This is a genomic window from Mesorhizobium sp. M5C.F.Ca.IN.020.32.2.1 (assembly GCF_004023105.1).
GTDB lineage: Bacteria > Pseudomonadota > Alphaproteobacteria > Rhizobiales > Rhizobiaceae > Mesorhizobium > Mesorhizobium wenxiniae.
In genome coordinates this window covers 1-5,550 of sequence record NZ_RZSX01000397.1, presented here as the reverse complement: position 1 = coordinate 5,550, position 5,550 = coordinate 1, and the positions used below count along the sequence as shown (strand labels likewise).

The following is a 5,550-nucleotide window of genomic DNA, read 5'->3' as shown; positions in this document are numbered from 1 at the left end:
TCACTGAGACGATCTTCGAAAACCGCTTCATGCACGTGCAGGAGCTTGCCCGGCTCGGCGCCCACATAACACTGTCCGGCCAGACGGCGATCGTCGACGGCGTTTCGAAGCTGAAGGGCGCGCCGGTCATGGCGACCGATCTTCGCGCTTCGGTGTCGCTGGTCATCGCCGGCCTGGCGGCCGAAGGCGAGACCACGGTCAATCGGGTCTACCATCTCGACCGCGGCTTCGAGCGGCTGGAAGAAAAGCTGTCCGGCTGCGGCGCGGTGATCGAGCGGATTTCGGCTTAGGCAATCGGGATTCCAGGGCTTCAGTATTTGATCTTGGCGCGGTTGCACGGATCGCCAAAACCGGCTGGATTCCTGTCTGGAGCACGACGTTTTCCAAAAACCGGTTTCCACTTTTTGGGTTCATGCTCTAACAGAGGGCTGAAAACCAACCTTCAGGTGTGAAATCCGCATGGCTCTCAAGCTTGTCGCGCTCGACGATCAGGATCTGAGCATCGTTTCGGCCCATGTCCAGGACGCCGTGCTGAAGGTCGGCGACCTCGAATACATGCCGGCGGCCAAGCGCTTCGTGATGACGATGAACCGCTTCGTCTGGGAGGCGAAAACGGGCCTGTTCCGCCAGCACAATGAGCGGCGGCAAAGCGTGCTGCATTTCGACCGTGTGCTGGGCGCCAAAACCAGCGGCATTGCCCGCGACAAGCCGGACGAGGTGCTGTCGCTGCTGGCGATCAGCTTCGTCGCCCTCGACAAGCCGGCCGGCATTGTCGAGCTGATCTTTTCAGGCGGCGGCGCGATCATGCTCGATGTCGAGTGCATCGAGGCGCGGCTCGCTGACATCGGCGGCGCCTGGGAGGCGACGTCGCGCCCCTTCCACAGAGCCTGAGTACACAATATGGCCATCACCCTTCGTCTGTCCGATGCCGATTTCGAGCAGCGTTTTGCCGCGTTCCTTTTGACCAAGCGGGAGGTCTCGGCGGACGTCGACGCCGTGGTGCGCGCGATCATCGCGCGGGTGCGCGCCGAGGGCGACGCGGCGCTCATCGAGTATACGCAGAAATTCGAGCAGGCCGATCTGAAAGGCCTCGGCATGGCCGTGTCGCAACAGGACATCGCCAAGGCCTATGATGCGGCCGACCCGCAGACGATCGAGGCGCTTAAATTCGCCCGTGACCGGATCCGTTCCCATCACGAGCGGCAGCGGCCGAAGGACGACCGCTACACGGACGCTGCCGGCGTCGAGCTCGGCTCGCGCTGGACGGCGATCGAGGCGGTCGGGCTCTATGTGCCGGGCGGCACGGCGAGCTATCCAAGCTCGGTGCTGATGAGCGCCGTGCCGGCCAAGGTCGCCGGCGTCGAGCGTATCGTCATGGCGGTGCCGGCTCCCTACGGCATCATCAATCCGCTGGTGCTGGTGGCGGCGGATCTGACCGGCATATCCGAAATCTACCGCGTCGGCGGCGCCCAGGCGGTCGCGGCGCTGGCCTATGGCACCGAGACGATAAAGCCGGTCGCCAAGATCGTCGGCCCCGGCAATGCCTATGTCGCCGCGGCCAAGCGCCAGGTGTTCGGCACGGTCGGCATCGACATGATCGCCGGGCCTTCGGAAGTGCTTGTCGTGGCAGACGGCAGCAACAATCCGGACTGGATCGCCGCCGACCTGCTTGCCCAAGCCGAGCATGACGTGTCGGCGCAGTCGATCCTGATCACCGACGATCCCGCCTTCGGCGCGGCGGTCGGACAGGCGGTCGAACGCCAGTTGCAGAGCCTGCCGCGCGGGGAGACGGCGGCGGCGAGCTGGCGCGACTTCGGCGCCGTCATCCTTGTTCCCCAAATCGAGGCAGCACTGCCGCTGGTCGACCGCATCGCGGCCGAACATGTCGAGCTTGCCATCGACGAGCCAGAAGCCTTCCTGGCGCGGATGCGCAATGCCGGTGCCGTCTTTCTCGGCCGTCACACGCCGGAAGCCATCGGCGACTATGTCGGCGGCTCCAACCACGTGCTGCCGACGGCGCGCTCGGCGCGCTTCTCGTCCGGTCTTTCGGTGCTCGATTTCATCAAGCGCACCTCGATCCTGAAGCTCGGGCCGGAGCAGTTGCGGGCGCTGGCGCCGGCGGCCATCGCGCTGGCCAAGGCGGAAGGCCTCGACGCGCATGGACGCTCCGTCGCCATCCGGCTGAACATGTAGACTGACATGTCGGACTACGATCGAACCTATGCCAAGCTGATCGATGTCGAACTCGATGAATCGATCGGCCGTTCGACGCCCGATGTCGAGCATGAGCGGGCGGTGGCGATCTTCGACTTGATCGAGGAAAACAGCTTCCAGCCGGTCAATGACGACGGCGCCGGGCCTTATCGGCTAAAACTGTCGCTGGCCGAATCCCGCCTGGTCTTCGCAGTGACGCGCGAGGACGGCGCTGCCGTGGTCACCCACATCCTGTCGCTGACGCCGCTCAGGCGCATCGTCAAGGACTATTACATGATCTGCGAAAGCTATTACGACGCCATCCGCACCTCGACCCCCAGCCAGATCGAGGCGATCGACATGGGCCGGCGCGGGCTGCACAATGAGGGCTCACAGACCTTGATGGACCGGCTGGCCGGCAAGATCGAAATCGATTTCGACACGGCGCGCCGGCTGTTCACGCTGGTCTGCGTGCTGCACTGGCGAGGCTGAACTGCCAGCCCCTCTGCCCCGCTCGATCCTGCCCCGCTCGATCCTGTTTGTCTGCGGCATGAACGCGGTGCGCTCGCCGATGGCCGAACTGCTGGCGCGCCAGGTGCTTCCGGCCACCACCTTCGTGGCGTCGGCCGGGGTGCGCGGCGGCGAACGCGACCCGTTCGTCGACGCCGTGCTGGCCGAGGACGGGCTTTCGTTGGGTGAGCGGCACCCGAGGACACTGGACGATCTCGAGGACGACTATTTCGATCTGATCGTCACACTGTCGCCGGAAGCGCATCACACCGCGCTCGAGCTTACCCGCTCGCTTGCCGTCGATGTCGAATATTGGCCGATGCCGGACCCGACTGGCGTCAGCGGCACGCGTGAGCAGATCATGGCCGCCTATCGCGAGGTGCGCGAACGGCTAAGGGCGCGAATCGGCCACCGTTTCGTAGAGCCGGAAGCAAAAAACGGCGCTGATTAAGCGTGTTCACAAGCGCACGATTATCATATAGGTTCCGCGCAAATTCCGGCCGGGGCGCTGGGAATCCCATCCAAGCAAAGGTATCGAATGCCGAAGGAAGAAGTCCTCGAGTTTCCGGGTGTCGTCACGGAATTGTTGCCCAACGCGATGTTCAGGGTGAAGCTCGAAAACGAACACGAAATCATCGCCCACACGGCCGGCCGCATGCGCAAGAACCGCATCCGCGTGCTCACCGGCGACAAGGTCCTGGTCGAGATGACACCCTACGACCTGACCAAGGGCCGCATCACCTACCGTTTCAAGTAAAATCGTCAGTTCGGCCGGGATCGCGATGAGCATTTTGCAGAAGCTCGTGCTTGCCTCGGGTTCGCCGCGCCGGATCGAACTGTTGCAGCAGGCCGGCATTGAGCCGGACCGCGTGCTGCCGGCCAGTGTCGACGAGACGCCGCTGCGCGCCGAGCATCCGCGTTCGCTGGCCAAGCGCCTGTCGAAGGAAAAGGCCGAGAAGGCACTGGCCTCGCTGCAGGCGGAAGAGGACTATGTGCCCAGCTTCGTGCTGGCCGCCGACACAGTGGTCGCAGTCGGCCGGCGCATCCTGCCCAAGGCCGAAACGTTCGACGACGTCGCCAATTGCCTCGGCCTGCTGTCCGGCCGTTCGCACCGGGTCTATTCCGGCATCTGCCTGATCACGCCGGGCGGCAAGCTGCGCCAGCGGCTGGTCGAGACCAGGGTGCGTTTCAAGCGGCTGCCGCGCGCCGAGATCGACGCCTATGTCGCCTCGGGAGAATGGCGCGGCAAGGCCGGCGGCTATGCCGTCCAGGGGCTGGCCGGCGCTTTCGTGGTCAAGCTTGTCGGCTCCTACACCAACGTCGTCGGCCTGCCGCTCTATGAGACGGTGGCGCTGCTGACCGGCGAGGGTTTCAAGGTGCATGCCAAATGGCAGTCAGCTCGGCCGTGAGTTCGGGGCGGTCATGAGCTCGGACGACAAGGTCACGCCGCTGCGCCCCAAGCGGCCCTGCCCCGAATGCGGAAAGCCGTCGGCGCGTGAGACCTACCCGTTCTGCTCGGTGCGCTGCAAAGAGATCGACCTCAACCGCTGGCTCAAGGGCGCCTACGTCATTCCGGCCCGCGACGACGAGGACGAACCGGACAACGACCCTGCCAAATGAGGGACCCTGCCAAATGAGGCTGTTCAGAGCAGCCTGCGGGCCTCGACCGCGTCCCATGAATCCGCCTATCGGGCAACTGCTCGTTTCCCGCTTGAAATCAACGCTTAAGCGCTGGACAGGCCGGATTCCCGTGCTATAACCCACGCGCTTTCAAGGAGCGCCTGCGGCGCTTTCGAGAAATCCGGCGTGCAGAACTGCCCGCGTGCCGGACAGGCCCAGATAGCTCAGTTGGTAGAGCAGCGGACTGAAAATCCGCGTGTCGGTGGTTCGAATCCGCCTCTGGGCACCATCCCCTCCTCTCCCGACACTCCCTTTCGCCGAATCTTCTACGCTTCTGTTTGCACAAACAACTGAAATCGTTCATCTTTTTGGGAAGGATGGCGCGATTGAGCGCGTTTCATGGAATTTCGGCGTATTTGGTCTAACGAGGCGGAGGGCTGGTATTTCCGTTGGTACTGGACATCCTGATGGTATCGAAACAGCCAAAGGGAGGTGTCCCACAAATGGCCCTTTCCGACGTGAAATGCCGAAATGCCCGTCCTGCTTCCAAGCTATTGAAATTGTCTGATGGTGGCGGGCTCCAGCTCTGGGTGCAGCCCACCGGATCCCGCCTATGGCGCCTCGCCTATCGATTTGACGGCAAGCAGAAGCTTCTGGCGTTGGGCAGCTATCCCCTTATTTCGCTCGCCGAAGCACGCAAGGCGCGCGATGACGCCAAACGTCTCCTCCTCACTGGCATCGATCCCGCGCAGGAACGCAAGTTGCGAAAGGTCGGTTCGGCAAAGGACAGCTTTCGATCAATCGCCGAGGAATATGTGGACAAGCTGAAGAAAGAGGGACGTGCCGACCGGACTATCACCAAGGTCAAATGGCTACTCGACTTCGCCTATCTCACCTGTGGGCACAAGTGCATTCGGGACATTGATGCGGCCACTATCCTTGCTGCCCTTCGTAGCGTGGAGGTGCGCGGTCGATACGAGTCGGCCAGGCGGCTGCGCTCGACCATTGGCAGCGTCTTTCGATACGCCATCGCCACTGCACGCGCCGACACTGACCCCACGTCCGCGCTGAGGGGCGCTCTCATCAGGCCAACGGTCACGCCGCGTGCCGCCATTACCGATCCGAAGGCATTCGGCGGCTTGCTGCGTGCGATCGAGACATTCGACGGACAGCCCGCAACCCGAGCGGCTCTGAGGTTGATGGCGCTGCTGTTTCCCCGCCCCGGTG

Annotated in this window: 8 protein-coding genes, 1 tRNA gene and 1 pseudogene; all 10 read left to right on the top strand. The window is 63.5% G+C overall.

The window, feature by feature from the left end; all coding sequences use genetic code 11:
- A pseudogene (locus EOA86_RS19840) lies at positions 1-290 on the top strand (UDP-N-acetylglucosamine 1-carboxyvinyltransferase); the annotation flags it as partial.
- A gap of 169 nt (positions 291-459) precedes the next feature.
- The gene (locus EOA86_RS19835; RefSeq protein ID WP_065009241.1) at positions 460-891 is read left to right on the top strand and encodes a DUF2948 family protein; all 432 of its coding nucleotides are present in this window, start codon (positions 460-462) and stop codon (positions 889-891) included.
- Positions 892-900: 9 nt separating this feature from the next.
- Positions 901-2,193 (top strand): histidinol dehydrogenase, encoded by a 1,293-nt coding sequence (gene hisD / locus EOA86_RS19830; protein WP_128343197.1) that lies wholly within the window; start codon positions 901-903, stop codon positions 2,191-2,193.
- A 6-nt stretch (positions 2,194-2,199) separates the two neighbouring features.
- On the top strand, positions 2,200-2,685 hold the full coding sequence (locus EOA86_RS19825) for a UPF0262 family protein (protein WP_029348511.1): 486 nt from the start codon (positions 2,200-2,202) through the stop codon (positions 2,683-2,685).
- 1 nt (position 2,686) lies between these two features.
- Positions 2,687-3,154, top strand: coding sequence for a low molecular weight phosphatase family protein (locus EOA86_RS19820; protein WP_281035678.1), 468 nt, complete (start codon positions 2,687-2,689; stop codon positions 3,152-3,154).
- Positions 3,155-3,241: 87 nt separating this feature from the next.
- A complete protein-coding gene (infA, locus tag EOA86_RS19815; protein WP_006200926.1) occupies positions 3,242-3,460 on the top strand; it encodes a translation initiation factor IF-1 in 219 nt (72 codons plus the stop codon).
- Between the two features lie 25 nt (positions 3,461-3,485).
- Positions 3,486-4,112, top strand: a complete 627-nt coding sequence (locus EOA86_RS19810) for a Maf-like protein (protein WP_128343194.1) — start codon at positions 3,486-3,488, stop codon at positions 4,110-4,112.
- Positions 4,113-4,125: 13 nt separating this feature from the next.
- Positions 4,126-4,323 (top strand): DNA gyrase inhibitor YacG, encoded by a 198-nt coding sequence (gene yacG / locus EOA86_RS19805; RefSeq protein WP_029348517.1) that lies wholly within the window; start codon positions 4,126-4,128, stop codon positions 4,321-4,323.
- 213 nt (positions 4,324-4,536) lie between these two features.
- Positions 4,537-4,612 (top strand) — tRNA-Phe (locus EOA86_RS19800).
- Between the two features lie 214 nt (positions 4,613-4,826).
- On the top strand, positions 4,827-5,550 hold a 724-nt coding region (locus EOA86_RS19795), incomplete at its 3' end, for an integrase arm-type DNA-binding domain-containing protein (protein ID WP_164891841.1).

What these genes read in the sequence shown, in the direction of transcription:
- EOA86_RS19835 (WP_065009241.1), top strand. Translation starts at nt 460, where the DNA reads ATGGCTCTCAAGCTTGTCGCGCTCGACGATCAGGATCTGAGCATCGTT.
- yacG (WP_029348517.1), top strand. Translation starts at nt 4,126, where the DNA reads ATGAGCTCGGACGACAAGGTCACGCCGCTGCGCCCCAAGCGGCCCTGC.
- infA (WP_006200926.1), top strand. Translation starts at nt 3,242, where the DNA reads ATGCCGAAGGAAGAAGTCCTCGAGTTTCCGGGTGTCGTCACGGAATTG.
- hisD (WP_128343197.1), top strand. Translation starts at nt 901, where the DNA reads ATGGCCATCACCCTTCGTCTGTCCGATGCCGATTTCGAGCAGCGTTTT.
- EOA86_RS19810 (WP_128343194.1), top strand. Translation starts at nt 3,486, where the DNA reads ATGAGCATTTTGCAGAAGCTCGTGCTTGCCTCGGGTTCGCCGCGCCGG.
- EOA86_RS19825 (WP_029348511.1), top strand. Translation starts at nt 2,200, where the DNA reads ATGTCGGACTACGATCGAACCTATGCCAAGCTGATCGATGTCGAACTC.